This is a genomic window from Bradyrhizobium jicamae (assembly GCF_018130695.1).
Lineage (GTDB): Bacteria > Pseudomonadota > Alphaproteobacteria > Rhizobiales > Xanthobacteraceae > Bradyrhizobium > Bradyrhizobium jicamae_B.
Genome location: NZ_JAFCJX010000011.1, coordinates 206,551 through 229,478, shown reverse-complemented (window position 1 = coordinate 229,478; position 22,928 = coordinate 206,551). Strand labels below are relative to the sequence as shown.

Annotated in this window: 24 protein-coding genes; 16 read left to right on the top strand and 8 right to left on the bottom strand. The window is 64.3% G+C overall.

The window, feature by feature from the left end:
* Nucleotides 1-8: 8 nt before the first annotated feature.
* Together JQ604_RS18350 and JQ604_RS18345 are read right to left on the bottom strand one after the other, a co-directional pair.
* Nucleotides 9-1,127: a BMP family ABC transporter substrate-binding protein gene (locus JQ604_RS18350; RefSeq protein ID WP_212359144.1), complete on the bottom strand. Its 1,119-nt coding sequence runs from the start codon at nucleotides 1,125-1,127 to the stop codon at nucleotides 9-11.
* A gap of 104 nt (nucleotides 1,128-1,231) precedes the next feature.
* Nucleotides 1,232-1,984: a GntR family transcriptional regulator gene (locus JQ604_RS18345; RefSeq protein WP_212359141.1), complete on the bottom strand. Its 753-nt coding sequence runs from the start codon at nucleotides 1,982-1,984 to the stop codon at nucleotides 1,232-1,234.
* 245 nt (nucleotides 1,985-2,229) lie between these two features.
* Here JQ604_RS18345 and JQ604_RS18340 point away from each other — a divergent pair, with 245 nt between their 5' ends.
* The 3 genes from JQ604_RS18340 to JQ604_RS18330 are packed head-to-tail and all read left to right on the top strand — an operon-like array spanning nucleotide 2,230 to nucleotide 4,024.
* The gene (locus JQ604_RS18340; protein WP_212359139.1) at nucleotides 2,230-2,412 is read left to right on the top strand and encodes a hypothetical protein; all 183 of its coding nucleotides are present in this window, start codon (nucleotides 2,230-2,232) and stop codon (nucleotides 2,410-2,412) included.
* Complete coding sequence (locus JQ604_RS18335) at nucleotides 2,409-3,344, top strand: DUF1989 domain-containing protein (RefSeq protein ID WP_212359137.1); 936 nt, start codon at nucleotides 2,409-2,411, stop codon at nucleotides 3,342-3,344. Before JQ604_RS18340 ends, JQ604_RS18335 begins: the two co-directional genes overlap by 4 nt.
* The gene (locus tag JQ604_RS18330; protein WP_212359134.1) at nucleotides 3,344-4,024 is read left to right on the top strand and encodes a flavin reductase family protein; all 681 of its coding nucleotides are present in this window, start codon (nucleotides 3,344-3,346) and stop codon (nucleotides 4,022-4,024) included. Before JQ604_RS18335 ends, JQ604_RS18330 begins: the two co-directional genes overlap by 1 nt.
* Here the strand turns inward: JQ604_RS18330 and JQ604_RS18325 are convergent.
* The gene (locus JQ604_RS18325) at nucleotides 4,021-4,671 is read right to left on the bottom strand and encodes a TetR/AcrR family transcriptional regulator (protein ID WP_212359132.1); all 651 of its coding nucleotides are present in this window, start codon (nucleotides 4,669-4,671) and stop codon (nucleotides 4,021-4,023) included. The genes JQ604_RS18330 and JQ604_RS18325 overlap by 4 nt on opposite strands.
* A gap of 241 nt (nucleotides 4,672-4,912) precedes the next feature.
* Here JQ604_RS18325 and JQ604_RS18320 point away from each other — a divergent pair, with 241 nt between their 5' ends.
* The 7 genes from JQ604_RS18320 (at nucleotide 4,913) to cynS (ending at nucleotide 11,752) form a co-directional block, all read left to right on the top strand.
* Entirely contained in the window at nucleotides 4,913-5,455 is a 543-nt protein-coding gene (locus JQ604_RS18320) for an OsmC family protein (protein WP_212359130.1), read from the top strand.
* Nucleotides 5,456-5,584: 129 nt separating this feature from the next.
* A complete protein-coding gene (locus JQ604_RS18315; protein WP_212359127.1) occupies nucleotides 5,585-6,724 on the top strand; it encodes an acyl-CoA dehydrogenase family protein in 1,140 nt (379 codons plus the stop codon).
* 46 nt (nucleotides 6,725-6,770) lie between these two features.
* Entirely contained in the window at nucleotides 6,771-7,649 is an 879-nt protein-coding gene (locus JQ604_RS18310) for a sulfurtransferase (RefSeq protein ID WP_212359125.1), read from the top strand.
* 117 nt (nucleotides 7,650-7,766) lie between these two features.
* Nucleotides 7,767-9,155, top strand: coding sequence for a CmpA/NrtA family ABC transporter substrate-binding protein (locus tag JQ604_RS18305; RefSeq protein ID WP_212359122.1), 1,389 nt, complete (start codon nucleotides 7,767-7,769; stop codon nucleotides 9,153-9,155).
* Nucleotides 9,156-9,303: 148 nt separating this feature from the next.
* The gene (gene ntrB / locus JQ604_RS18300) at nucleotides 9,304-10,137 is read left to right on the top strand and encodes a nitrate ABC transporter permease (RefSeq protein WP_212359120.1); all 834 of its coding nucleotides are present in this window, start codon (nucleotides 9,304-9,306) and stop codon (nucleotides 10,135-10,137) included.
* A gap of 145 nt (nucleotides 10,138-10,282) precedes the next feature.
* A complete protein-coding gene (locus JQ604_RS18295; protein WP_212359118.1) occupies nucleotides 10,283-11,209 on the top strand; it encodes an ABC transporter ATP-binding protein in 927 nt (308 codons plus the stop codon).
* A gap of 60 nt (nucleotides 11,210-11,269) precedes the next feature.
* Nucleotides 11,270-11,752 (top strand): cyanase, encoded by a 483-nt coding sequence (gene cynS, locus JQ604_RS18290; protein WP_212359115.1) that lies wholly within the window; start codon nucleotides 11,270-11,272, stop codon nucleotides 11,750-11,752.
* A gap of 105 nt (nucleotides 11,753-11,857) precedes the next feature.
* Here the strand turns inward: cynS and purB are convergent, their stop codons facing one another.
* Together purB and JQ604_RS18280 are read right to left on the bottom strand one after the other, a co-directional pair.
* A complete protein-coding gene (gene purB / locus JQ604_RS18285) occupies nucleotides 11,858-13,288 on the bottom strand; it encodes an adenylosuccinate lyase (RefSeq protein WP_212359113.1) in 1,431 nt (476 codons plus the stop codon).
* Nucleotides 13,289-13,803: 515 nt separating this feature from the next.
* Nucleotides 13,804-14,127, bottom strand: coding sequence for a DUF1476 domain-containing protein (locus JQ604_RS18280; protein ID WP_212359105.1), 324 nt, complete (start codon nucleotides 14,125-14,127; stop codon nucleotides 13,804-13,806).
* A gap of 352 nt (nucleotides 14,128-14,479) precedes the next feature.
* On the opposite strand from JQ604_RS18280, the gene purC reads away from it, so the two are divergent.
* From purC to JQ604_RS18255, 5 genes are all read left to right on the top strand, one after another.
* On the top strand, nucleotides 14,480-15,247 hold the full coding sequence (gene purC, locus JQ604_RS18275) for a phosphoribosylaminoimidazolesuccinocarboxamide synthase (protein WP_016843454.1): 768 nt from the start codon (nucleotides 14,480-14,482) through the stop codon (nucleotides 15,245-15,247).
* A 9-nt stretch (nucleotides 15,248-15,256) separates the two neighbouring features.
* Complete coding sequence (gene purS / locus JQ604_RS18270; protein ID WP_212359103.1) at nucleotides 15,257-15,496, top strand: phosphoribosylformylglycinamidine synthase subunit PurS; 240 nt, start codon at nucleotides 15,257-15,259, stop codon at nucleotides 15,494-15,496.
* A gap of 10 nt (nucleotides 15,497-15,506) precedes the next feature.
* Nucleotides 15,507-16,208 (top strand): phosphoribosylformylglycinamidine synthase subunit PurQ, encoded by a 702-nt coding sequence (gene purQ / locus JQ604_RS18265; protein ID WP_212359100.1) that lies wholly within the window; start codon nucleotides 15,507-15,509, stop codon nucleotides 16,206-16,208.
* Complete coding sequence (locus JQ604_RS18260) at nucleotides 16,205-17,173, top strand: tripartite tricarboxylate transporter substrate-binding protein (RefSeq protein WP_212359098.1); 969 nt, start codon at nucleotides 16,205-16,207, stop codon at nucleotides 17,171-17,173. Before purQ ends, JQ604_RS18260 begins: the two co-directional genes overlap by 4 nt.
* Before the next feature lie 245 nt (nucleotides 17,174-17,418).
* Complete coding sequence (locus tag JQ604_RS18255) at nucleotides 17,419-18,162, top strand: tetratricopeptide repeat protein (protein ID WP_212359096.1); 744 nt, start codon at nucleotides 17,419-17,421, stop codon at nucleotides 18,160-18,162.
* Nucleotides 18,163-18,170: 8 nt separating this feature from the next.
* Here JQ604_RS18255 and JQ604_RS18250 read toward each other — a convergent pair whose 3' ends face one another.
* From JQ604_RS18250 to JQ604_RS18240, 3 genes are all read right to left on the bottom strand, one after another.
* Nucleotides 18,171-18,839, bottom strand: coding sequence for a CPBP family intramembrane glutamic endopeptidase (locus JQ604_RS18250; RefSeq protein WP_212359094.1), 669 nt, complete (start codon nucleotides 18,837-18,839; stop codon nucleotides 18,171-18,173).
* Between the two features lie 81 nt (nucleotides 18,840-18,920).
* Nucleotides 18,921-19,907 carry a DMT family transporter gene (locus tag JQ604_RS18245; protein WP_212359092.1) on the bottom strand — a complete coding sequence of 329 codons (987 nt, stop codon included), beginning with the start codon at nucleotides 19,905-19,907 and terminating at the stop codon, nucleotides 18,921-18,923.
* 75 nt (nucleotides 19,908-19,982) lie between these two features.
* Nucleotides 19,983-20,462, bottom strand: coding sequence for a PaaI family thioesterase (locus tag JQ604_RS18240; protein ID WP_212359090.1), 480 nt, complete (start codon nucleotides 20,460-20,462; stop codon nucleotides 19,983-19,985).
* Nucleotides 20,463-20,622: 160 nt separating this feature from the next.
* Here JQ604_RS18240 and purL point away from each other — a divergent pair, with 160 nt between their 5' ends.
* On the top strand, nucleotides 20,623-22,839 hold the full coding sequence (purL, locus tag JQ604_RS18235) for a phosphoribosylformylglycinamidine synthase subunit PurL (protein WP_212359087.1): 2,217 nt from the start codon (nucleotides 20,623-20,625) through the stop codon (nucleotides 22,837-22,839).
* The last annotated feature ends 89 nt before the right edge of the window (nucleotides 22,840-22,928 follow it).

Here is a 22,928-nt window from a genome sequence, read left to right as displayed (position 1 = left end):
ACCGGACGTCACACCGCCCCGACAACGCCCTCGACCAGATAGTCGGTGCTTTCGAGCGAGGGATCGTAGAGGCCGGTATCCTTGTCGGTGATCACCTTGCCGGCGTTGCTCTTGACCGTGCCGGTGAAGATCGGCTTGCCGGCCTTGAGGTCGGCGATGGCGGCCATCGCGGCGTTGCGGCCGGCTTCGCTGCAGCCGGCGCCGAAAGCCGAGCTTGCCACCATGTCCTTGTCGTAGCCGCCGATCACCATGTTCGGCAGCTTCTCGCCCTTGGCGATCATGCCGGCAAAACTCTTGTAGACCGTTTCCCATTTCAGCTCGGCGCCGGTGATGAATCCTTTCGGCGCGAGGTCGGCCTGGTTGGCATTGTGGCCGCAGCTCTTGACGCCGCGCTTCTCGGCAGTCTCGATCACGACCTTCGGGCTGTCGATGTGGCAGGCGATGATGTCGCAGCCCGCATCCACCAGCGCATTCGCGGCTTCCGCCTCGCGCACCGGCAAGGCCCAGTCGCCCGTCACGATCAACTGCACCGTCGCGTTGGGATTGACCTTGCGGGCGCCGAGCATGAACGAGTTCACGTTGCGCAGCACCAGCGGGATCGGCTTGGCGGCGATGTAGCCGATCTTGTTCGACTTGGTCGACAGGCCTGCGGCGATGCCGTTCACATAATGGCCCTGGTCGAGGTAGCAGAAATAGCCGCCGAGATTGGCGGGATGCTTGTCGGCCTGCCACAGCGTGGTCGGATGACGGAATTCGATCTTGGGAAATTTCTTCGCGGCATCCACCGTGAACGGGTTGAAGTAGCCGAACGAGGTCGGAAACAGCAGGGTGGCGCCGTCGATGTTGATCATCGATTCCATCGTCTTCTGCACGGCGGCCGTTTCAGGCACGTTCTCTTCCTCGACGACCTTGACGCCCGGCACCGCCTTCAACGCTTTCGCCGCGACCGCATGGGCCTGGTTCCAGCCGTAGTCGGCGCGCGAGCCGACATAGATGATGCCGATGGTGAGGTCGGCGGCATGCGCCGGTGAGCCGAGACCGGAGAGCACGAAGGGGGCGGCGGCAGCGCCACCGAGGAACGCGCGGCGGGAGAGGGCAGGCTTGATCAGCGAGGAAGGTTTGGTCACAGGCAATACTCCGTCGTTGGCCGCAGCGTGGCCGCTGGCGGCATTGGGTCCGAACAAAACTTGAAGTCAGATCAGGCGCGCCGCTTAAAGCGGGTTCGATGCGATCATCGTTTCCCCTTCGCTTTCGCTTTGGGAATCCTTGCGACCTTCGCGGAGCCGGGCTCATCGAGTCCGCTCGCATAGCGCGACAGCACCGTGCCGAGATCGAAGCCGGCGTCGCGGCCCTGATCCAAGAGCGCGCGCGCCTCGACCGAGCCGATGTGATGATCCATGATCCTGATCGCGGTCTCCGCATTGCCGGCGCGCAACGCTGCGACGATCTCGCGATGCTCGTTGACGGCGCAATCGGCCGAATGCGGCCGGCCGTAGAGCGCGAGGATCAGCGAGCAGCGCGACACGACTTCCGAGAGATAGCGGCGCAGCAGCGAGTTGCCGGCCATCTCGCCGAGCCTGGTGTGGAATTCACCGGCAAGGCGGATCGAGACGCGGGCCTCGCCCGCTTGCCGCGCGGTCTCCTCGGCGCGGACATGGCCTTCGAGATCGGCGCCGAATTGCGGGCGCCAGCGCGCGATCACGAGCCGCACCACCTCGCGCTCCAGCATGCGGCGGGTCTCGAAGATCTCGCGGGCCTGATCGAGCGTCGGCTTCGCCGTGGTCGCGGTCCGCCGCGGCGGCGCATCGACCAGCCCCTCCGACTGCAATTGGGCCAGCGCCTCGCGGACCAGCGTCCGGCTCATGCCGAAGCGGAGGCCGAGCTCGTCCTCCGGCAGCTTGGTGCCGGGCGGCAGCGCCTGTTCGATGATGGCCTGCCGCAGCGCCTGGCAGGCCAGCGCAACACGGGTGGATTTCTTGCTCATCGGCGGTCCGCATGCGTCGCCGGCCTGGGTTGACCGGCGAAATCTCGTATACGATATCACTTCGATCTGTACACGTGATGAGGAATAAATAGTCGACTGGCGCGAAGATTCGGCAGCAGGGCGCCCAAAGTTTGCGCTCGATCTGCCGCAAAACCCGGGATATTTGCATGTGAATGCGTCGAGCCGGTGCGGCTCCGCAGACGAAAACTGTATACAAGAATGCCCAGAGGGGCCGAGGAGGACCGATGTCGGATACGGTCATCAGGCTGCAGCTCAACCAGCAGCAGCTCGAATTGATGGATCGCACAATCGCGCGCGGGGTGGCGCCCGATCGCGTCGCTTTGGTGCGGCTCGCGCTCCGCGAATACGTCGCGGCGCGCAAGGCCGAGACGACAGCGAAGCCGAACGATCTGGAGGCGAGGCGATGAGCGCGCGCAGCGTTCTGTTCGAGCACATCCTCGAACCCGGCACCGGCAAGGCGATCGAACTGTTGAAGGGACAGATCCTGCGCATCGAACAGGTCGAAGGCGGCCAATGTGCCGACTTCAACTGCTTCAACCTGCACGACTACAAGGAGTTCATGCATTGCGGGCGAACCCGCACGGTGCACGGCTTCCATCCGACCAAGGGCACCTTCATGTGGTCGGCACCGCCGCGCGAGCGGGCGATGCTCTACATCCTCGAAGACACGGTCGGCCGCAACGACGTGCTGTTTCCCCGCTGCAGCGCCTATGTCTATGAGGCCTCCTACGGTTTCTCGGTGCACACCAATTGCCATGACATCCAGGCCGAGGCGCAGCGCGAATACGGGCTGACGCCCGACGACGTGCATGATTCCTTCAACCTGTTCATGTGCACCGGCGTCGACCAGGACGGCCACGCCTACATGACGCGGCAGACCACCAAGCCCGGCGACCATGTCGACCTGCTGGCGCTGATGGATGTGCTGGCGGTGCCGAACGTCTGCGGCGCCGACGTGATGCGCACCAGCAATTTTGCGCTCAAGCCGCTCAAGCTCACGGTGTTTGCCGCGACGGACGCCGATCTCGCGCAGGTGCCGAAGACGCCGACCTTGGCGAGCCAGCGGACACCGCGGGATTTTCGTAACGCGACCATCAAGTCCGACCGGCCGCTGCGGCGCGATCCCGCCTACAGAGCGGAGTTCCCCAATACGCCGATCCGCATCACCGAGCTGCCGGTGGCGCTGTCGGCCGAGGAATTCGCGGCGTTCCATGCGGTCAAACGGACCGACATCTATGGTGATGACGATGCAGCTGCGCTGCGCGATCTCTTGTTTTCGTGGTGGGAAGAGCGCTTTCTGCAGGCGCATGCCGGCGCGCCGGCGATCGAGGGCGAATGATGGAAGCTGCTTCCCAGGACAATGTTTCTCCCTGCAATGTCGATTTCGACTTTCGCGAGCTGTCGGCGCGCGACAAGTACAAGCTGATGATCGGTACCGTGGTGCCGCGCCCGATCGCGCTGGTGACGACCGTCGATCTGCAGGGCCGCGTCAATGCGGCGCCGTTCAGCTTCTTCAACTGCCTGTCGGCCGATCCGCCGATCCTGGCGCTGGGCGTCGAGAACCATCCGGACATGCGCTTCAAGGATACCGGCCTCAACGTGCGCCTGACCGAGGTCTTCACCGTCAACATCGTCTCGCATGCGATCGCCGAGGCGATGCATCTGTGCGCGGCGCCGTTCCCGCCCGAGCAGGATGAGCTGAAAGCCGCGGGGCTGACCGCCATGCCCGGCGTGAAAGTAGCATCGCCCTGGATCAAGGAGGCGCCGGCGTCATTCGAATGCCGGCGCCATCTGACGCTCGAGGTCGGCAAGTCGCGCCAGATCATCCTCGGCGAGATCGTGTTCGCGCATTACCATGCCGACGTCATCGACGTCGACCGCATGCGCATCGATCCGGCCAGGCTCGATGCGATCGCGCGTCTCGGCGGCAACACCTGCTCCACCATCCGCGATCGTTTCGAGATGCTGACGCCGACGCTCGACGAGTACCACGCGGGCCTGTCCGGCGATCGGGGCTAAACTGCTTCGAGCTCGGCGGCGCGCTTGGTCTTCTTCACCTTCGACGGCGCGAACAGATTGCCGGCGGCAAGCGCTGCCGTGTCGGCGACGCCGGGATCGCAGGACACCATCGCGGCGACGATGGCGCCGTCGATCAAGAGCGCCAGTTGATGGGCGAGCACGGCGGGCTCGGCCGCGCCCATCTCGCCGGCGAGCTTTTCGATATGCGCCAGCACCACCTTCTTGTGCTTCAGCGCGATGTTGCGGAACTGTTTTGAATCCTTGTCGTGCTCGGCGACGGCATTGATGAAGGGGCAGCCATAGAAGCGCTCTTCGGCGAACCATGATTTGAGGGCAGGGAAGATCCGCGACAGCTTGGTCTGCGCGTCGCCGCCGCCGGCCTCGATCGCGCCGATGAACCATTCGCGCCACTGCTTGCCTTCGCTCTCCAGCACGGCGTGGACGAGGTTGGTCTTGGAGCCGAACAGCTTGTAGAGCGTGGTCTTCGCGGTTCCGGCCTCGTCGATGATTGCATCGATGCCGGTGGCGTTGATGCCGTTCTTGCAGAACAGCCGCGTCGCCGCGTTCAGCAAGCGCCCGCGCGCGGATTCCTCATCGCCGGCGGCGAACGCTGCGGCGGATTTTTTCTTCACACCTGATTTGCCCATGCGCGGCAGTAAATCGGACCGCCGCGCAATCATCAAGTCGCATCTTCATGCGCCGAAAATAATCGCTGCTGCGCAGCAGATGCATCGGCTTTGAGCAGAAGCGCGCTGATCAATCCGCAGGCAGGGCAGCCCAAGTGGCTCAAGCCATTCGGCTTTTGATTTGGCCGCTGGCTGGCACGCTTCATGCAGGATACAGAACGTTCTGTATCCTGCCGATTTCCACGGCTCCAGGGAGAAAACCATGACTGCTGTCGCTCAAAAAACCGTGCTGACGGGTTGCCTCGCGCCCATCGACAAGAACGGGTTGGAACAGCTGATTGCCAACGGCAAGGCCAACCCGAAGATCATCAAGACCTTGAAGTGCAAGACGGTGGCCGAGGGCAAGTTCCGCCACGCCAACTACATCCGCAACCTCGCGCCCTACATCGTCGACGAGCCGCCCGGGCTGCTCGGCGACGACACCGCGCCCAATCCGTCGGAAGCTTCGCTCGCAGCCCTCGGCTCCTGCCTTGCGGTCGGCCTGCACGCCAATGCCGTGCACCGCGGCTGGACCGTCAACAAGCTGGAGCTCGAGCTCGAGGGCGACCTCAACATCACCGCGGTGTGGGGCACCGGCGACGTCAGCGAGAAGCCGGTCGGCTTCACCGATGTGCGCGTCAAGGTCGACATGGAATGCGAGGGCGTTCCGCAAGACGAGATCAACGCGCTGGTGGCGCATGTGAAGAAATGGTCGCCGGTCGCCAACACCTTCACCCGTCCCGTCAATCTCGAGGTCAGCGCCTGATCTCGCGGGCAGCCGTAGGGCGGATTAGCGAAGCGTAATCCGCCACGACGGACCGAGATTGAAGGCGGATTACGCTGCGCTAATCCGCCCTACGAACTGACCAGACATTGCAAGGTGCGGAGACAAAAGATGGGTTCACTGGCTTTATCGCGGGTTGACGCTGCAAGTCCCGCACCGACCATTGTCGACGAGGTCGCACGACTGGCCCGTCAGGAGCTGGCGCCGCTGGCATCGGCCATCGATGCCGGCTCCGTCTATCCCGGCGACTTCCTGCGCCGGATTGGCGACGTCGGCGCCTGGCGCAGCCATGTGCCGCTGGAGGGGCCGGCAGATCTGCGCTGTGCCATCCAGTCGATGGCCGCGCTCGGCGAGGTCTGCGGCGCCACCGCCTTCATGGCCTGGTGCCAGAACACGCTGGTCTGGTACGCCGCCAACTCCACCAACATGAAGCTCGCCGCGCGCGTCGGTGACAGTTTTGCCAGCGGCCGCGTGCTCGGCGGTACCGGGCTCTCCAATCCGATGAAGAGTTTCTTCGGCATCGAGCGGTTGAAGCTGAAGGGGCGCAAGGTTGACGGCGGCTACATCGTGCGCGGCGCGCTGCCCTGGGTCTCCAATCTCGGCCCCGACCATTTCTTCGGCACCATCTTCGAGCGCGAGGATGAAGAAGGCGACGGCACCGCCAAGGGCGGGCCGGGAATAGTGATGTTCCTCGCCGACTGCGCCGATCCCGCGATCACGCTGCAGCCGTGCAAGCCGTTCCTGGCGATGGACGGCACCGGCACCTATGGCGTGCAATTTCGCGATGTCTTCGTGCCGGATGAGCTGATCCTGGCCGAGCAGGCGGGACCGTTCGTCAAGAAGATCCGCGCCGGCTTCATCCTGCTGCAGGCCGGCATGGGGCTTGGCCTGATCAAGGACTGCATCAACATCATGGACGAGGTCCATGCGCCGCTCGGCCACGTCAACCGCTATCTGCCGCAGCAGCCGACGCAGTTCCGCGAGCTGCATGCCGAGTTCGAGAAGGAGGCGATGGCGCTCGCGCGCGATCCCTACAACACCGACGACGCATTCTGGCGCCGCGTGGTCGCGCTGCGCCTGCGCATCGGCGACGCCAGCGTCGCGGCCGCGCATGCGGCGATGCTCCATTGCGGCGCGCGCGGCTATCTGAAGAGCCACCGCGCCCAGCGCCGGCTTCGCGAAGCCTATTTCGTTGCCATCGTCACGCCCGCCACCAAGCAGCTTCGCAAGATGCTGGCGGAGCCATCGTGAGGCAACACGGGTCCACCCAGACTGCAACCACAAACAGGAGAGAGCCATGACGGACGTTCTGATCACTGCCGGCGAACTTGCCGAGCTCGTCAAGAAAGAGCCGTGTGTCGTCATCGACACGCGCAATCCGGATGCCTATGCGGCCGGTCATCTGCCCGGCGCCGTCAATGTGCATGACATCTTCACCTATCTGGCGACCTCGACGCCCGAGGGCATGCACGAGCTGAAGACCAAATTCGCCGATGCGTTCGGCGGCGCCGGTCTCTCCGGCAAGGAGACGGCCGTGATCTACGAGCAGTCGATGAACTCCGGCTTCGGCCAATCCTGTCGCGGCTATTATCTCCTGACCATGCTCGGCTATCCCAAGGTGAAGGTGCTGCATGGCGGCTACGATGCGTGGAAGGCGGCGGACCTTCCGACCACTACCGACGTGCCGGTGCCGATCAAGGCCGCGTTCGCGGTCGTGCCTGAGGCGGGCGACATCCTGATCGACGCCAAGACCATGCTGTCGGCGCTCGACAAGCCCGGCATCGCGATCCTCGACGTGCGCGATGTCGACGAGTGGATCGGCGACAGCTCCTCGCCTTATGGGAAGGACTTCTGCCCGCGCAAGGGCCGCATCCCCGGCGCGGTGTGGCTGGAATGGTACCGCATGATGAAGCCGACCGCCGAAGGCCCGCGCTTCAAGTCGAAGGACGAGATTCTGGCGGAATGCGCCACCGTCGGCATCTCGCAGTCGACGCCGGTCTATCTCTATTGCTTCAAGGGCGCGCGCGCCTCGAACACCTTCCTGGCGCTGAAGAATGCCGGCGTGAAGGATGTGCGGATGTATTTCGGCTCCTGGAACGAATGGTCGCGCGATCCGTCGCTGCCGATCGACGAAGGTCTGCCGACCGCTGCCGTCGTAACAGGCAAAGCGGCATAGAACGTGCATGCTTTGCACCGTCCGGCTGCGCAAAAAGCAACCGGACGGCGATGAAATGGGCCGGATCGCGGCGAACGAACCCGTTCGTCGCGGCTCGGTGTGACAATGGGGCGCAGCATGTCCACCTTCGACGATCCCTTCGATTCCGACCGCGCGCTGACGCGCTGCGTCTGCGGCCAGCATCGCTCCGCAGCCGAGCATGATCACGCCGAACGCATGATGCGTTGCGAGCCGATTGCGCCTGCGCCGAGTGAGGAGAAGCGCTACGAAGGCGTCGTCGCGTCCGCCGTGATGCGCGCGGTATTCCCCAGGGATGCGGCGCGCCGCGCCTTCCTGAAATCGGTCGGCGCCTCCACTGCGCTCGCCGCGCTCTCGCAATTCTTCCCGCTGAAGACCGCGACCGATCTCTTCGCCGCCGGTGGGCCGCCGGAGAAGAAGGACCTCAAGGTCGGCTTCATCCCGATCACCTGCGCGACGCCGATCATCATGGCCGCGCCGCTCGGCTTCTATGCCAAGCAGGGGCTGAATGTCGAGGTCGTGAAGACCGCCGGCTGGGCCGTCATTCGCGACAAGACCATCAACAAGGAATACGACGCCTCGCACATGCTGGCGCCGATGCCGATCGCGATCTCGCTAGGCTTAGGCGCCAATGCGATTCCCTTCGCGGTGCCTGCGATCGAGAACATCAACGGGCAGGGCATCACGCTGGCGATGAAGCACAAGGACAAGCGCGACCCGAAGGACTGGAAGGGCATGAAGTTCGCCATTCCCTTCGACTATTCCATGCACAACTATCTGCTGCGCTATTATCTGGCCGAGCACGGCCTCGATCCCGATACCGACGTGCAGCTGCGCTCGGTGCCGCCGCCGGAAATGGTCGCCAATTTGCGCGCCGACAATATCGACGGCTTCCTCGCGCCCGACAATATCTGCCAGCGTGCGATCTATGACGGCGTCGGTTTCCTGCACATCCTGTCCAAGGAGATCTGGGACGGCCATCCCTGCTGCAGTTTTGCTGCGAGCAAGGAATTCATCACGACCTCGCCGAACTCGTTTGCGGCGCTGACGCGCGCGATCGTGGATGCGACCGGCTATGCGGCCAAGCCTGAGAACCGCAAGCAGATCGCGGAGGCGATCGCACCGGCGAACTACATCAACGCGCCGGTGACGGTGCTGGAGCAGGTGCTGACCGGCACCTATGCGGACGGGCTCGGCGGCGTGAAGACGGATGCCAAGCGCGTCGATTTCGATCCGTTCCCCTGGCAGTCCTTTGCGGTCTGGATGCTGACCCAGATGAAACGCTGGGGCCAGATCAAGGGCGACGTCGACTACAAGGCGGTCGCCGAGCAAGTCTATCTCGCGACCGATACGGGCAAGGTGATGGCCGAGATGGGCCTCGCGCCGCCGACCACCTCGTCCAAATCGTTCTCGGTGATGGGCAAGACGTTCGATCCGGCCAAGCCCGACGATTATCTCGCGAGCTTCAAGATCAGGAAGTCGTCGTGAGGGAGCGCGCTCTGCTTACTTCGCCTCGCCCCGCTTGCGGGGAGAGGCCGACGCGCAAAGCGCGGCGGGTGAGGGGGACTCTCCACGAATTCGGCTCGCGGAGATTCCCCCTCATCCTAACCTTCTCCCCACAAGCGGGGAGAAGGGAATGACCCTCCGTCTCCGCGCCGCCATCGTCTCGATCGCACTGCTCGCCTTGTTCCTCGGCGTCTGGCATCTCGCGACCCGCAGCACCGGTGCTGCGGCCAACATGAGTCCGGAATACGCAAAGCTGATGGGGCTGACGGCAACGCAGGGCAAATCCGCGATGCCGGGACCACTCGATGTCGGCGCAAAGCTCTGGGAGCATCTCAAGCGTCCATTCTACGACAACGGGCCGAACGACAAGGGGCTGGGCATCCAGCTGGCTTACTCGATCGGCCGTGTCGGGCTCGGCTATTTCATCGCGGTGCTGGTCGCCATCCCCTTGGGCTTCATGATCGGCATGTCGCCGCTGATCAGCAAGGCCCTTGATCCCTTCATCCAGGTCTTGAAGCCGATCTCGCCGCTCGCCTGGATGCCGCTCGCGCTCTACACGATCAAGGATTCCTCGATCTCGGCGATCTTCGTCATCTTCATCTGCTCGGTGTGGCCGATGCTGCTCAACACCGCGTTCGGCGTTGCCAGCGTGCGGAAGGAGTGGATCAACGTTGCCCGCACGCTCGAGGTCGGCACGCTCCGGCGCGCCTTCACGGTGATCCTGCCCGCGGCGGCGCCGACGATCCTGACCGGCATGCGGATCTCGATCGGCATCGCCTGGCTCGTGATCGTCGCGGCCGAGATGCTCGTCGGCGGCACCGGCATCGGCTATTTCGTCTGGAACGAGTGGAACAACCTCTCGATCACCAACGTGATCATCGCGATCCTGCTGATCGGCATCGTCGGCATGCTGCTCGACCAGATCCTGGCGCGCTTCGCGCGCATGGTCACGTTTCCGGAATGAGTATGGCAACGCGCAATTCTCTCATGTCCCGGGCGCGCTGCGGCGCGAAGTGCTGCTGCGCAGAACCGGGACCCATTGCGGCGACATGGGTCCCGCATCTGCGGCGCACCACTGCGTGCTGCGCCGCGTGCGGGACACGAGAATCATGACCGACAAGTTCATCTCCATCGAGGGCATCGCGCGGCGCTATCCGGCGGCCGGGGGCGGCAGCACCACGATCTTCGAGAATCTCTGGCTGTCGATGGCGCGGGGCGAGTTCGGCTGCATCATCGGCCATTCCGGCTGCGGTAAGACCACGGTGCTGAACATCCTCGCCGGTCTCGACGAGCCGAGCGAGGGCGCCGTGATCGTCGACGGGCGGGCGATCGAGGGCACCAGCCTCGATCGCGCCGTGATCTTCCAGAGTCACGCGCTGCTGCCATGGCGCACCGTGCTCGGCAACGTCGCCTATGCCGTGAGCTCGAAGTGGCGCAAATGGGACCGCGCGCGGGTGAAGGCGCACGCGCAGAAGTTCATCGATCTCGTCGGTCTCACCGGCTCCGAGCACAAGCACCCTTCCGAACTCTCAGGCGGCATGAAGCAGCGCGTCGGCATCGCACGCGCGCTGTCGATCACGCCAAAGATCATGCTGATGGACGAGCCGTTCTCGGCGCTGGATGCGCTGACCCGCGGCACGCTGCAGGACGAGGTGCGGCGCATCTGTCTGGAGACCGGCCAGACCACCTTCATGATCACCCATGACGTGGATGAAGCGATCTTCCTCGCCGACAAGATTTTCCTGATGACCAACGGCCCCGGAGCAGTGCTGGCGGAGATCGTGGAAAATCCGCTGCCGAAGCATCGCGACCGCATCGATCTGCACCGGCATCCCTATTACTATGCGCTCCGCAACCACATCGTCGATTTCCTGGTCAGCCGCAGCAAGACCTTTGCGGCAGATGTCGGCGATCACGACCCGCGCAACGTGCCGACCGTCCGGCCGGGCCTGCCGGAGTTGGTGATCGCATCTGGAGCTGAACCACACCCACAGACGTCATGGCCGGGCTTGTCCCGGCCATCCACGTCTACTTAGTTGCCAACCAAGACGTGGATGCCCGGGACAAGCCCGGGCATGACGAAGAGAGGAAACCACATGAAACGCGAAGACCTCACCGAAAAGCTGCTCGACATCAAGCGCGAGAAGGGCTGGAGCTGGAAGCATATCTGCGAGAAGATCGGCGGTTATTCCGAGGTGCTGATCGTCGGTGCCATCCTCGGCCAGATGAAACTGACCAAGCCGCAGGCCGCCAATGCCGGCGAGCTGTTCGGGCTGTCGAAGTCCGAGATTGCGATGCTCAACGAGACGCCGATGCGCGGCATGCCGATGCCGCCGACCGACCCCCTGATCTACCGCTTCTACGAACTCGTGATGGTCAACGGTCCGGCTTGGAAGGCGCTGATCGAGGAGGAATATGGCGACGGCATCATGTCGGCGATCGACTTCGACATGGTGATGGAGCGCCTGCCGAACCCGAAGGGCGACCGCGTCAAGATCACGATGTCGGGCAAGTTCCTGCCGTACAAATATTACGGCGCCAGCGGCAATGTGCCGGAGTACGGGTTCAAGGAGGAGTAAGGTTCTCTCAACCGTCATTGCGAGGAGCGATAGCGACGAAGCAATCCATGTCTCCGCTAGTTGCGAAATGGATTGCTTCGCTTCGCTCGCAATGACGATTGGGGCCTACAAGATCGCACCCGGCGTGTAGCTGGCCGCTTCCGGCTTCGCCTTCGCCAGCGCGTCGACCTGCTCGGCAAAATGATCGACCTGGGCGGGCGCGTCGCCGGAATTGGCGCGGCCGTGATCGAGCACGCTCTGCAGCTCGGCGTCGCTGAGGCCGAGGCGCTTGTCGGCGGCGAGGCGCTGCAGCAAATCGTTCTGCACGATGGTGCCGGTGCGGAGGTCGCGGATGGCGGCGACCGCGTGCTCCTTGATCGCTTCATGGGCGCCTTCGCGACCGGCGCCCTTCTTCACCGCTTCCATCATCACGGTGGTGGTGAGGAGGAAGGGCAGGTAGCGATTGAGCTCGGTCGCGACGACCGCGTCGAACACTTCCATCTGGTCGAGCACCGAGAGCAGGGTCTCGAGCAGGCCGTCCATGGCGAGGAAGGCATCCGGCAGCATCACGCGGCGAACCACGGAGCAGGAGACGTCGCCCTCGTTCCACTGATCGCCGGAGAGGCCGGCGGCCATCGCGAGATAGCCCTTCAGCACCACATGCAGGCCGTTGATGCGCTCGCAGGAGCGGCTGTTCATCTTGTGCGGCATCGCCGACGAGCCGACCTGGCCCTTGGCAAAGCCTTCGCTGGCGAGCTCATGGCCCGCCATCAGGCGCAGCGTCTTGGCAAAGCTGCCGGGGCCGCTGGCGAGATCGACCAGCACGCTGACGGCGCGGAAGTCGAGGCTGCGCGGATAGACCTGGCCGACGGCGTCAAAACTCTTGGGCAGGCCGAGGTGCTTGAGGATTTGCTGCTCGAGCGCGCGGGCTTTGCCGGCGTCGCCATTGAACAGGGTGATCTGGTCGAGACGGGTGCCGACGGCGCCCTTCAGGCCGCGCGCCGGATAGGTCTGCAGCACATGGACCAGGCTCTGATGCGCCAGCAGCATCTCCTCGCCGAACATGGCGATGCGCTTGCCGAGGGTGGTGACCTGCGCGGCCACGTTGTGGGTGCGCGCGGTGAAGGGGATGTCGCGCAATTGCCTGGCGTGCTTCGCAAACCGGATCAGGGCGGCGATGCTCTTGGTCTCGATCAGCTGCAGTCCGCGATAGACCTGCAGCTGCTCGACGTTCTCGGTGAGATCGCGGCTGGTCATGCCCTTGTGCAGGTGCTCGTGGCCGGCGAGATCGCAGAACTCCTCGATGCGCGCCTTGACGTCGTGGCGGGTGATCCGCTCGCGCTGCATGATGGAGGCGAGGTCGACCTGGTCCTTGACGCGCTCGTAAGCCTCGATCACGCCATCCGGCACGGCAATGCCGAGGTCGCGCTGGCCCTTCAGCACGGCGATCCAGTAGTCGCGTTCGAGGCGCACCTTGCCTTCGCCACTCCAGATGGCGCGCATGGCGGGTGAAGCGTAACGTTCGGAGAGAACGTTGGAAATGTGATCCTGGGGCATGATTCCGCTGTCTTGGCATTGCCCGGGGCCGGCTGCAAGCCTCGAACGCGCCTGTGGGCGACACCCTACCAGATAGGTTCTGATTCCTGGTCCGGCAATCCGGCCTGTTCGGCGCCGATCGGCAGCTGGCGCTTCCGCGTCAAGGTTCTCGTGTCCCGCGCGCGGCGCAGCACGCAGTGGTGCGCCGCTGATGCGGGACCCATTCTCGAAGCTGGGTCCCGGTTCTGCACAGCGGCACTTCGCGCCGCAGTGCGCCCGGGACAGGAGGGAATTTCGATCGACTGGACGCCGCCCGAGCGGTGACCCCGCAAAAATCCTCACAGAAATCGACAAGCCCGCTCAGGCCCGACGGCCCATTGCCGAGCTGTGACGGGAGCGACGCTTGTCGCATCGCGTGAACAATAGGGACGATAGTGAGATCGCTCTGTCGCGCGCGCCGCATCATCCATTGCGGCGCGCGAATGCGAAACGGATCGATGAACCTCCAGATCGCGCTGATGCAGGTGCGGCCCGCCTTACGTGCCCGCCTTCACCTGTGCCGCGGCCTGGGCCAGCAGCTCGTCCATCTTGGCGCGGATGTCGCGCTCGGTGACGGCGTGGCCCTTGGCAGTGAGATCGCCCAGCACCTTCTTCAGGACATCGCCGTCGCCGGCTTCCTCGAAGTCCGCGGCGACCACCTCCTTGGCATAGGCGGCGGCAGCATCGCCGGTGAAGCCGAGCTTCTCGGCGGCCCACAGGCCGAGCAGCTTGTTGCGGCGGGCCTCCGCCTTGAATTTCTGCTCCTCGTCGAGGGCGAACTTCTTCTCAAAACCTTCCTGGCGCTTGTTGAATTCGCTCATGGCTGAAGTTCCAATCCCCTGCTGAAAGGCCGGCCGCCGCATCCGTTGCGGTAGCCCCGGCGCCTGCCTAGATAGGTAGGAGAAAACGGCAACACAACGAGCCGTTAAGCCGCAGGCAAAACAGGCGGAATCCGAGCCTTACGATAGGGCGGTATAAGTGCCGCCAATGGGCCCGGATCGATTGTGCTGGAAGGGCCAATCGGATAGGTTGCCAACAGGCGTGGTTCTTGTTCTGTTTCCGGTTGAAATGGTCGGGTTCCAGGCCTCCGCGGCAGCTCCGTCGTGGGTCGTAAACCCCTGTTATCCGGAGCACACCAAATTCATGGATTTCAACAAAACACGGTACATCCCAATGAGCCGTCGACGTCGCATTTATGAAGGCAAGGCCAAGGTCCTGTACGAAGGCCCGGAGCCGGGAACCCTGATCCAGCACTTCAAGGACGACGCCACCGCGTTCAATGCCAAGAAACACCAGGTGATCGAGGGCAAGGGCGTCCTCAACAACCGGATTTCGGAGTACCTGTTTCAGCACCTCAACGACATCGGGGTGCCGACCCACTTCATCCGCCGCCTCAACATGCGCGAGCAGCTGATTCGTGAGGTCGAGATCGTGCCGCTGGAGGTGGTGGTGCGGAACGTCGCCGCGGGCTCGCTGTCGCAGCGCCTCGGCATCGAGGAGGGCACCCAGCTGCCGCGCTCGATCATCGAATTCTATTACAAGAACGACCAGCTCAACGACCCCATGGTGTCGGAAGAGCACATCACCGCGTTCGGCTGGGCCACGCCCCAGGAGATCGACGACATCATGGCGCTCGCCATCCGCGTCAACGACTTCCTGACCGGCCTCTTCCTCGGCATCGGCATCCGCCTCGTCGACTTCAAGATGGAGTGCGGCCGCCTGTTCGAAAACGAGATGATGCGGATCATCGTCGCCGACGAGATCTCGCCGGACTCGTGCCGGCTGTGGGACATCAAGTCGAACGAGAAGCTCGACAAGGATCGCTTCCGTCGTGACCTCGGTGGTCTGCTGGAGGCTTACACCGAGGTGGCAAAGCGGCTCGGCATCCTGATCGAGAATGAACGGCCGGCTGGTAGCGGCCCGGTGTTGGTTAAGAGCTGAGGGAAAGTCGTGAAGGCACGTGTGACTGTGACGTTGAAGTCGGGCATCCTCGATCCCCAAGGCAAGGCGATCGAGGGTGCGCTGAAATCGCTCGGCGTCGATGGCGTCGCCAGCGTCCGCCAGGGCAAGGTGTTCGACATCGAACTGTCCGAAGGCGACAAGGCGAAGGCGGAAGCCGCGCTGAAGGCGGCGGCCGACAAGCTGCTCGCCAACACCGTGATCGAGAACTATCGCGTCGAACTGCTCTAGGCCTAAATCCATGAAATCAGCCGTCCTCGTCTTCCCCGGCATCAACCGCGAGCGCGACATGGCGCGCGCCTTGAAGCTTGCCTCCGGCAACGAAGCTGCGATGGTCTGGCATGCCGAGACCTCGCTGCCCGAGAGCACCGATCTCGTGGTGGTGCCCGGCGGCTTCTCCTATGGCGATTATCTGCGCTGCGGCGCGATCGCGGCGCGTTCGCCGGTCATGGATGCGGTGCGCGACTATGCGGCCAAGGGCGGCCTCGTGCTCGGCGTCTGCAACGGTTTCCAGATCCTCTGCGAGTCCGGCCTGCTGCCCGGCGTTCTCATGCGCAACGACCGGCTGAAGTTCATCTGCAAGGACGTGCATCTGCGCGTCGAGCGCTCCGATACGCCGTTCACCCGCGGCTACAATGCCGGCCAGGTGATCCGCGTCCCCGTCGCGCATGGCGAGGGCAATTACGAGGCGGATGAGGAGACCGTGAAGCGGCTCGAGGGCGAGGGGCGGGTGCTCTATCGCTACTGCTCGGCCGATGGCGTCGTCGACGAGGCCTCCAACATCAACGGCGCGGCGCATTCGATCGCCGGCATCGTCAACGAGCGCGGCAACGTGCTCGGCATGATGCCGCATCCGGAAAACCACGTCGAAGAGATCATGGGCTGCACCGACGGCCGCGGTCTGTTTGCCGGCTTGGTCCAGCATCTGGACAAGGCGGCGTGATCTCGCGCAGCGTAAGGCTTATCGCCGCGCTGGCGGCGCTGTCGCTTGCGTCGGTCGCGCATGCGCAGGACTATCCAAAACGTCCGATCACCATGATCGTGCCGTTCGCGGCCGGCGGCACCTCCGACGTGATCGCGCGCGCGGTCGCCGACCAGATGAGCCCGGCGCTGGGCCAGCCGATTGTGATCGAGAACGTCGCCGGCGCCGGCGGCTCGACCGCGCTGGCGCGCGCCGCGCGCGCCGACGCCGACGGCTACACGATTGCGATCGGCAATGCCGGCACCAGTGCCGCGACCTACACGATCTATCCCAAACTGCCGTTCACGCCCGAGTCCTTTGTGCCGATCGCTGTTGTCGCCAAGACCTTCGGCATCGTCGCGCTGCGCAAGGATTTCCCGGCGAAGGATCTCAAGGAGTTCCTCGACTACGCCAGGAAGAATCCCGGCAAGATCAATCTCGGCCACGCCGGCGTCGGCTCCTCGAATTACCTGATCTGCAAGAGCTTCGTTCATGCCGCGCAGATCGACGTCACGCTGGTCGGCTATCGCGGCGCCGCGCCTGCGCTGACCGACGCGGTCGGCGGTCAGATCGACGGCGTTTGCGACGCCGCGGCCTCGGTGTCGCAATCGGTTAACGAGAAGCTGGTGAAGGGCCTCGTGGTCGGCTCCGATGTGCGGCTGTCGACGCTGCCGGATCTGCCGACGTCGACCGAGGCGGGCCTGCCTGAATTCGAGGCGCAGGGCTGGAACGGATTGTTCGCCCCGAAAGGTACAGCTCCCGAGATCATCGCCAAACTGAATGCCGCGGCGCGCAGCGCGGTGGCCAGCGACGCCGTGAAGAAGCGCTTCGTCGATTTGTCGACGGTCGCGCCCGACGCAAACGAGATGACGCCGGAGGTGCTGCAGCAGCTCGTGACGCGCGACGTCGAGAAGTACAGGAAGCTGCTGGCGGACGACAAGAAGTAAACTCTTGGTTTGAGCATGATCTCCTTCGGAAAACCGCTTCACACTTTGCGCTAACGCGGCCTACGGGTCCGGATCATGCGCTAGCGCGATGAACCTGCGGGGCATGGCGGGAAACTAACAGTCAGCCGCTTTGCGTTTCACATTCCTTTCACGATGATCTCTGCGGTGGCGACAACCGGGGATTGTTCGATGTTGCCGGTCACGCTATCAAGGCCATGATTTTGATCGCTTAGCTGGATTTCGCCATGCCCGTTGCTTTGGTCGTTCTGCTGCTCGACATCACGCTGATCTGGCACGCCTCGCGCACCGGGCGGCTGCAGCCCTGGGCCTTCATCATCCTGATGGTGCCGCTGATCGGCGCGTTGGCCTACATCGTGGTCGAGCTGGTCCCGGAATGGTGGGGTGGGCCGGGCGGCGCACAGGCCCGCAAGCGGGTCGCGAGCAAGCTCGATCGGGAGAAGCAGTATCGCGAACTGTCCGATCGCCTGGTGGTCTCGGACACGATCTCCAATCGCGCCGCGCTCGCCGCCGAGTGCCAGAATGTCGGCCGCTTCGACGAAGCCGAGCACCATTACGACCACATCATGACGCTGCCGATGGGCAACGACCCGGCCTATGCGCTCGCCAAGGCGCAGGCCCAGTTCGCCCGCGGCCGCGCTGCCGACGCGCTCGCCACGCTCGACAGCTTGCGGGAACGCTGGCCCGAGTTTGAATCCGCCGAGGGCCATCTGCTGTACGCCCGCGCGCTCGCCGAGCTCGGCCGCACCGACGAGGCGCTGGAGGAATATCACGCGCTGGTCGACTATGCGCCCGGCGCCGAGGCGCGGGTGCGCTACGGCCTGCTGCTCGACATGGTCGGCCGGACCGCGGAAGCGCGCATCGTGTTCAACGAACTCCTGATCCAGATGCGCCGCGCGCCAAAATATCTGCGCGACGCGCAGGCCGAATGGCTGAACATCGCCGAGAAGCAATTGTCAGCGTCGCGCTGATCGTCACTTCAACGCCAAACGCCAGAGAAGGCGATCAGGTCAACCAGGTAATGCACGAGCACGACCGGCCAAAGCGCGCCTGAGCGCCGGAACATCGCCATGAAAAGAATGCCAATTGTTGCGGAGAGCAAGATGTTTCCGATTCCCGCCCACCAATGATAGGCGCCGAATATCAAAGACGTGACCAGAATGGCAAAGCCACCGTCGCCGAGGTAAGGCTGCGATGCGTTCCGAAGCAATCGCCTGAAAATGATTTCTTCGCTGGCTGCGACCAGCGCCAGGCCAACGATGAGATCGAGAACGTTGAGCCAGCCGGTCGGATGCGGATACTTGCCAATGATGGTCGCCGGAAATGTCGCATTGATGAGACGTCGCGGCCACTGGCCTAAGCGGTCCAACAGCACAATTCCCGCGATCCAGACGCCGATTTCAAGAATGGAAATCCGACGTTTCTCCGTGCGATAGGCAATAGCTCGTGTTGCCGGAATCGCCGCAAGGATGACCAGGGCGGCGATCCGGCCCGCATAGTCCCAGACGAGCCAACCCGCTGCAGTGTTCTGATGCAGGCGCATGAGTTGGGATGCCACGAGCGGAACAAGCGCGAGGGCGAACCACCAGATGCCGGGCACGCGATCGGCTTTTGAATCGCCAATGGCGTACGGTGAACGACTCTCCATGCTGAGCCTTGAGGGAGGGATGCGTCACGTCAGGCTTGCGCGCGACTACCTCACATTCGCCCAACGTGTGTCAACCGGCCCTCAGAGCCCCCGCAATCGCCCGAGCCAGCGCTTGTACACCCCGCCCGGGATCGTCATCGCGGCGACGCCGGCCATGACCAGCACGAGGCCGAGCGCGAGGTTTGACGGCACGCTTTCGCCGAGCAGCACCACCGACAGCGCCACGCCGATCGGAATGCGCAGATAGCCCTGCGCATTCGTGGTGAGCGTACCGAGCCGCACCAGGCACATGTAGAACAGCATCAGGCCGAGCGCGCTGGAGAATATGCCCATGGCGACAACCGCAGCCAGCGCCTCCGGCGTCGGATGCAGCGTCCAGGGATGGTCGACGATGAGCGAGACCGGCAATAGCACCATGCCGCCGAACAACAGTGAGCCGGCGGCCACCACCATCGGGTCGTAGTCCGACAGCCGCAAGCCGAAGATCGTCGCGCAGGCAAAGGAGACGGTGGCGAGCAGGATCGCAAGCTCGGCGATCAGCTGATGGCCCATGCCCTGCAGCGCGTCGAGGCCGATGATCACGGCGGTGCCGGCGAGGCCGAGGATCGCGCCGATCAGCTTCAGCAACGTCGCCGGCTCGTGGCGGGTGATGCCCCAGGTGATCAGGAAGGCGAAGATCGGCGTGGTCGAGGCCAGCACCACGGTCGGCGCGGCCGGAACGTAGAGCTGCGCCCAGGTGATCATCAGGAACGGGATCGTCGAGTTGATGGTCTGCTGGAAGGCGAACAGCTTCCAGGCCTTCAGATCGGTCGGGATCGTCAGGCCGCGGAAACGCAGGATCACGAACAGGAAGAGGGCGGCGACCAGCGAGCGCGCCGAGATGAAGGTGATTGGCGGGATCGAGCCGAGACCGATCTTGGTCAGCGGATAGGTCGAGCTCCAGCAGCAGGCGAGTGCCAGCAGCAGCGCATAGTCGCGCCAGCCGCCTTTGGGCCGTGGGTTGATGGACGGAATCGGCGTTTGCACGGGAGCCGTCGCGCGGCCCGTTCTCGCTGTGCTCTGCGGCACCTTGTTTGGCTCCCCGCGCATCCATGCGCTACTCAACTTTGTAGCTTGGCTGCGTCGGAGAAAGATAGCCGCGAGCTATGCGCTGGCCTCAGGCTGTGCCTTCCGCTTCACCCGCTTGATCGTCCCGGAAAACGTGAACAGGGAGCGATCGCCTGAGGTCAGCATGCCCCGCACGAAGATCAGCGAGCCGCCGGCGCGGGTGACCTCGCCGGTGCATTCGACCAGATCGCCCTCGCGAGCGGCGTCGAGGAACTCGCTGGAAAAAGACACCGTCACCGCCGGGCCCTGCAGCTCGATGGCGGCCAATGCAAACAGGCAGTAATCGGCAAAGGTCATGAAGCAGCCGCCATGGACGTTGCCGGAGCTGTTGAGGTGCTGTTTCGCGACCCGGAATGCGCAAGTGATGCGGCCGGTCTCGTCCATCCGGTGGTAGAACGGCCCGGCATGGGTCTCGAAATGGTCCCGTTTCCAGGTCCGCCAGCCGGCAAACTCGCCCTCGGTTTCGACGTGGATGCCGGGGCGAAGGTCGAATGCGGTCTTGGTATGCTGGTTCACGAAATCTGGCCTTCAAATGACGGTTTCGGTCCTTAAATCCGATCCATTCCCGCAGTGCAAATCCCACGCCTGCGGTAAGCCGCCGCAAAGCTCTGGACAGGCCGAAAATGCCCCCTAAAAGGCCTTTTCGCCCCCGTTCGATCTCCCTATGAAGGGTCCCATGACCGCCAAGAACGAGCCCCAGATCACCCCCGAACTCGTCGCAGCCCACGGGCTGAAGCCGGACGAGTATGAGCGCATCCTGAAGCTGATCGGACGGGTGCCGACCTTCACGGAGCTCGGGATCTTCTCGGCGATGTGGAACGAGCATTGCTCGTACAAATCCTCGCGCATCCATCTGCGGGGACTACCGACCAAGGCGCCCTGGGTGATCCAGGGCCCCGGCGAGAATGCCGGCGTGATCGATATCGGCGACGGCCAGGCCGTGGTCTTCAAGATGGAGAGCCATAACCACCCGAGCTACATCGAGCCCTATCAGGGGGCGACCACCGGCGTCGGCGGCATCCTGCGCGACGTCTTCACGATGGGCGCGCGGCCGATCGCCTGCCTGAACGCGCTGAGCTTCGGTGCGCCGGAGCATCCCAAGACGCGCCACCTCGTGTCCGGCGTGGTCGCCGGCGTCGGCGGTTACGGCAATTCCTTCGGCGTGCCCACCGTCGGAGGCCAGGTGCGCTTCCACACCCGCTATGACGGCAACATCCTCGTCAACGCGATGGCGGTCGGGCTCGCCGATGCCGACAAGATCTTCTATGCGGCGGCGTCCGGCGTGAACATGCCGATCGTCTATTTGGGCTCCAAGACCGGCCGCGACGGCATCCATGGCGCCTCGATGGCCTCGGCCGAATTCGACGATGCGTCCGAGGAAAAGCGTCCGACCGTGCAGGTCGGCGATCCCTTTGCCGAGAAGCTGCTGCTCGAGGCCTGCCTCGAGATCATGGAAGCCGATTGCGTGATCGCGATCCAGGACATGGGCGCGGCGGGCCTGACCTGCTCGGCCGTCGAGATGGGCGCCAAGGGCGACCTCGGCGTCGAGCTCGATCTCAGCGCGGTGCCGACCCGCGAGACCGGCATGAGCGCCTACGAGATGATGCTCTCGGAAAGCCAGGAGCGCATGCTCATGGTGCTGAAGCCCGAGAAGGAGAAGCAGGCCGAGGCGATCTTCAAGAAGTGGGGGCTCGATTTCGCGATCGTCGGCTACACCACGCCGACCAAGCGCTTCGTGATCAAGCATGGCGGCGACGTGATGGCCGATTTGCCGATCAAGGAGCTCGGCGACGAGGCGCCGCTCTATGACCGTCCGCATGTCGCGTCCGCCGCGCAGCCGGTCGTGCATGCGCGCGACGTGAGCCCGCCGCTTCCCATCGCGCAGGCGCTGGAGAAGCTGATCGGCACGCCTGAGCTGTGCTCGAAGCGCTGGGTGTGGGAGCAATACGACCACGTCATCATGGGCAACACGGTGCAGCGCCCCGGCGGCGATGCCGCTGTGGTGCGCGTGCAGGACGGGCCGAAAGGCCTTGCGCTCACCGTCGACGTGACGCCGCGCTATTGCGAGGCCGACCCGTTCGAGGGCGGCAAGCAGGCGGTGGCGGAAGCCTGGCGCAACATCACCGCGGTCGGCGGCCGGCCGCTCGCGATCACCGACAATCTCAATTTCGGCAATCCGGAGCGGCCCGAGATTATGGGCCAGTTCGTCGGCTGCCTGAAGGGCATTTCCGAAGCGTGCCGCACGCTCGACTTCCCGGTCGTGTCCGGCAACGTCTCGCTCTACAACGAGACCAACGGCCGCGGCATCCTGCCGACCCCGTCGATCGGCGGCGTCGGCGTGCTCGACGATTTCACCAAATCAGCCTCGCTGGCGTTCAAGTCGTCCGGTGAGGCGATCCTCCTGATCGGTGACACCCAAGGCTGGCTCGGCCAGTCCGTGTATCTGCGCGACGTCTGCGGCCGCGAAGAGGGCGCGCCGCCGCCGGTCGATCTCGCCGCGGAGAAGCGCAATGGCGACGTCGTGCGCGGCATGATCCACGCGGCGACTGCGACCGCGGTGCATGACGTGTCCGACGGTGGTCTCCTGATCGCGCTCGCCGAGATGGCGATCGCGAGCGGCATCGGCGCGCAGCTGCTGGCGGCGCCGTCGTCGCTCGTGCCGCATGCCTTCTGGTTCGGTGAGGATCAGGCGCGCTACATCGTGACGGTGCCTGCGGCGGACGCTGGCCTGGTGCTGGCGAAGATGAAGGGCGCGGGCGTGCCCTGCGCGCGGATCGGCACCACCGGTGGCGATGCGATCGCGGTCGCCGGCGAGACGCCGGTGTCGATTACGGCGCTCAACGCGGCGTTCGAGGCGTGGCTCCCGGCCTATATGGGCGGCAAGGCGGCGTAGTTCACGGACCTGTAGCCCGGATGGAGCGAAGCGAAATCCGGGAAGTCCCTCGGCGGAAAAGGTGACCCCGGATTGCGCTGCACTCCATC

Excerpts from the sequence above, each read along its gene's own strand:
- JQ604_RS18345 (WP_212359141.1), bottom strand. The coding sequence starts at position 1,984 with ATGAGCAAGAAATCCACCCGTGTTGCGCTGGCCTGCCAGGCGCTGCGG.
- JQ604_RS18340 (WP_212359139.1), top strand. The coding sequence starts at position 2,230 with ATGTCGGATACGGTCATCAGGCTGCAGCTCAACCAGCAGCAGCTCGAA.
- JQ604_RS18335 (WP_212359137.1), top strand. The coding sequence starts at position 2,409 with ATGAGCGCGCGCAGCGTTCTGTTCGAGCACATCCTCGAACCCGGCACC.
- JQ604_RS18330 (WP_212359134.1), top strand. The coding sequence starts at position 3,344 with ATGGAAGCTGCTTCCCAGGACAATGTTTCTCCCTGCAATGTCGATTTC.
- JQ604_RS18325 (WP_212359132.1), bottom strand. The coding sequence starts at position 4,671 with ATGGGCAAATCAGGTGTGAAGAAAAAATCCGCCGCAGCGTTCGCCGCC.
- JQ604_RS18320 (WP_212359130.1), top strand. The coding sequence starts at position 4,913 with ATGACTGCTGTCGCTCAAAAAACCGTGCTGACGGGTTGCCTCGCGCCC.
- JQ604_RS18315 (WP_212359127.1), top strand. The coding sequence starts at position 5,585 with ATGGGTTCACTGGCTTTATCGCGGGTTGACGCTGCAAGTCCCGCACCG.
- JQ604_RS18310 (WP_212359125.1), top strand. The coding sequence starts at position 6,771 with ATGACGGACGTTCTGATCACTGCCGGCGAACTTGCCGAGCTCGTCAAG.
- JQ604_RS18305 (WP_212359122.1), top strand. The coding sequence starts at position 7,767 with ATGTCCACCTTCGACGATCCCTTCGATTCCGACCGCGCGCTGACGCGC.
- ntrB (WP_212359120.1), top strand. The coding sequence starts at position 9,304 with ATGACCCTCCGTCTCCGCGCCGCCATCGTCTCGATCGCACTGCTCGCC.
- JQ604_RS18295 (WP_212359118.1), top strand. The coding sequence starts at position 10,283 with ATGACCGACAAGTTCATCTCCATCGAGGGCATCGCGCGGCGCTATCCG.
- cynS (WP_212359115.1), top strand. The coding sequence starts at position 11,270 with ATGAAACGCGAAGACCTCACCGAAAAGCTGCTCGACATCAAGCGCGAG.
- purB (WP_212359113.1), bottom strand. The coding sequence starts at position 13,288 with ATGCCCCAGGATCACATTTCCAACGTTCTCTCCGAACGTTACGCTTCA.
- JQ604_RS18280 (WP_212359105.1), bottom strand. The coding sequence starts at position 14,127 with ATGAGCGAATTCAACAAGCGCCAGGAAGGTTTTGAGAAGAAGTTCGCC.
- purC (WP_016843454.1), top strand. The coding sequence starts at position 14,480 with ATGAGCCGTCGACGTCGCATTTATGAAGGCAAGGCCAAGGTCCTGTAC.
- purQ (WP_212359100.1), top strand. The coding sequence starts at position 15,507 with ATGAAATCAGCCGTCCTCGTCTTCCCCGGCATCAACCGCGAGCGCGAC.
- JQ604_RS18255 (WP_212359096.1), top strand. The coding sequence starts at position 17,419 with ATGCCCGTTGCTTTGGTCGTTCTGCTGCTCGACATCACGCTGATCTGG.
- JQ604_RS18250 (WP_212359094.1), bottom strand. The coding sequence starts at position 18,839 with ATGGAGAGTCGTTCACCGTACGCCATTGGCGATTCAAAAGCCGATCGC.
- purL (WP_212359087.1), top strand. The coding sequence starts at position 20,623 with ATGACCGCCAAGAACGAGCCCCAGATCACCCCCGAACTCGTCGCAGCC.